This is a genomic window from Mesorhizobium sp. M1E.F.Ca.ET.063.01.1.1, from assembly GCF_003998155.1.
Lineage (GTDB): Bacteria > Pseudomonadota > Alphaproteobacteria > Rhizobiales > Rhizobiaceae > Mesorhizobium.
This window is the reverse complement of the sequence record NZ_RZSC01000949.1, coordinates 1-1,957: the sequence shown is the minus strand read 5'-3', so window position 1 is coordinate 1,957 and position 1,957 is coordinate 1. Positions and strand designations below refer to the sequence as shown.

Sequence of the window (1,957 nt, the reverse complement as noted above, 5' to 3'; positions counted from 1 at the left end):
GACATGGCCGAGGACGATGCGCGGCGGGACGTTTCGGTGCGCGCTTCGCTTCTGCCCGAGGACATGCAGGGCGTGTTCATGATGATCGCGAGGGCGGCAAAGGAAGGCTGGCCCTGCCCGAGCGACGCGGCGATCGCCCGCGCCTATGGTTCCCACTCCTTGCGTCGTGCGCGGCGGCTGCTCGACTACATCGAGGAGCAAGGCCTCATCGTCTGCCAGGTCGACGGTGCGGGCCGTCGCACGGTGACGCTGGTCGAGCTCGCCTGGGCAACAGCGCCGGGCGATCCGAATGCTGGAGAGCAGGACAGTTCAGCCGCGTGACGAACCGAGGTTGAATCGATCTAGGCTTCGATAGACTGGCGCCCTCGGCATGGCATTCATGTCTGCAACTCGATGATGCGGGCGTCGCGAAGCGGCGTGCGATGGGTGGAGACGACGACGATCCGGTCATCGAGGTGGGCGAGCAGCCGCTCAAGAATGCGCTCACCCTGCGCGTCGTCGAGATGCTCCGTCGGCTCGTCGAGCAGCACGAGCGGCCGTGACGACAGCCAGGCGCGCGCGAGGTTGATGCGCTGCACCTCGCCCAGCGAGAACCTGTCCTGCCTGATCCAGGCATCAAGCCCGCCGGCCTCGCGGATGCGGCCGTCCATCTCGACAGCTTCGAGCGCGCGCCAGAGCGCGGCATCCGCAGCGTCGGCGGCAAAGAGGTTGGCGCGGACGGTGTCTTCCAGGATGACCGCGTCGTGCAGGACGAGCGCTGAAAGCGCCCGCCGCTCGCTTGCGGACAGGATGCGGTCGTCCGCGGCAAAACCATCCTCGCCGATCCAGCCTGCGATCTGCTTGAGCAGGCTGGTCTTGCCCGAACCGCTTGCCCCGACAAGCATCGTCGGCCGCCCCCTTTCGAAGAGCAGAGCGACCAGCGTTCCAATCGCCCGTCCGTCGGGCGCGCGGCGCTGCAACCCGCCGTGGAGCAGCAGGCGCGGCTCGAGCGGCCGCAGCGTGGACACACGCCTGCCATCCGAAGCGTCTCTCGTCCACCGATCGATCTCGGCCCGTGCCGCGTTGCGGCGCATCACGGCGACCAGCATGCGCGACGCGCCGTTCACGGCTTCGCCCAGCGCCAGCCAGGAGAAGGCAAGCAGCATGGGCATCAGCAGCTCCGAGCCTTGCCGCCCTGCATGCCAGGCCGCAGCCATGACGCTGATGCCTGCGACCGGGCCGAAGGTCGCGCCGATCATGTCCAGCCGGGCCTGAAGCCGACGGAGCGCAAGCAATTCGCCGTCGGCGCTGGAGAGCGCGGCGAGGGCGGCAGCGCACTCGCGGTTCCACGCGCACTCAGCCTTGAGCGGAACGGCTGACGCCATGGTCGCTCCAAGCCGGCTTGCGCCCCCGCGGCGCAGCGACCTGGCGCGGTCCCATCCCATGGCGCCAGCCTTGGCCATCCGATTCCCTGCGAACAGGATGGCGACCAGCAAGAGGATGATCGGCAAGAGAGACAGCGGCGCGAGCATCGCCGACCCGGCAATCAGGGCGGCGAGGCCGCATGCGAGCGTCAGCGCCGGCAGTCCGGCGCGCAGCCGGGCGTAGTCCAGGTCCTCGACGTCGTCGAGATAGTCGGCAAGACGGGCGTCATCGCCGAGCTGCCATCCTGCCCGGCGCACGGCGGGCGCCGACGCCATCGCGGCGAAGAGCTCGACGCGATGCGCAACCTGGTCCGCAAGCGCCGCCCGGTGACCCGTCAGACGCTCGCCGTAGCGGGCGGCGGTGCGGCCGATAGCGAACAGCCTGATGAAGGCCGCCGGCATGTGAAAGTTGAAGGTCAAGGCTGCGGCCGAGAGGCCGGCGATCGCCACCGAGCCCAGCAGCCATGCGGAAACACCGCCCAGCAATATGGCGCAGGCCAGCGCCGCAAACGCGAAGCCGGTCGCCAGTCGCCACGACGTCCGGCTTGAGGATT

General features: G+C 69.2%; 1 protein-coding gene and 1 pseudogene. One reads left to right on the top strand and one right to left on the bottom strand.

Features of this window, described 5'->3' with window-relative positions; all coding sequences use genetic code 11:
- Positions 1-321 (top strand): annotated as a pseudogene (locus EOA29_RS34660) (helix-turn-helix domain-containing protein); the annotation flags it as partial.
- A 56-nt stretch (positions 322-377) separates the two neighbouring features.
- Here the strand turns inward: EOA29_RS34660 and EOA29_RS34655 are convergent.
- A partial coding sequence (locus EOA29_RS34655; RefSeq protein WP_127222270.1) for an ATP-binding cassette domain-containing protein occupies positions 378-1,957 on the bottom strand: 1,580 nt, incomplete at its 5' end.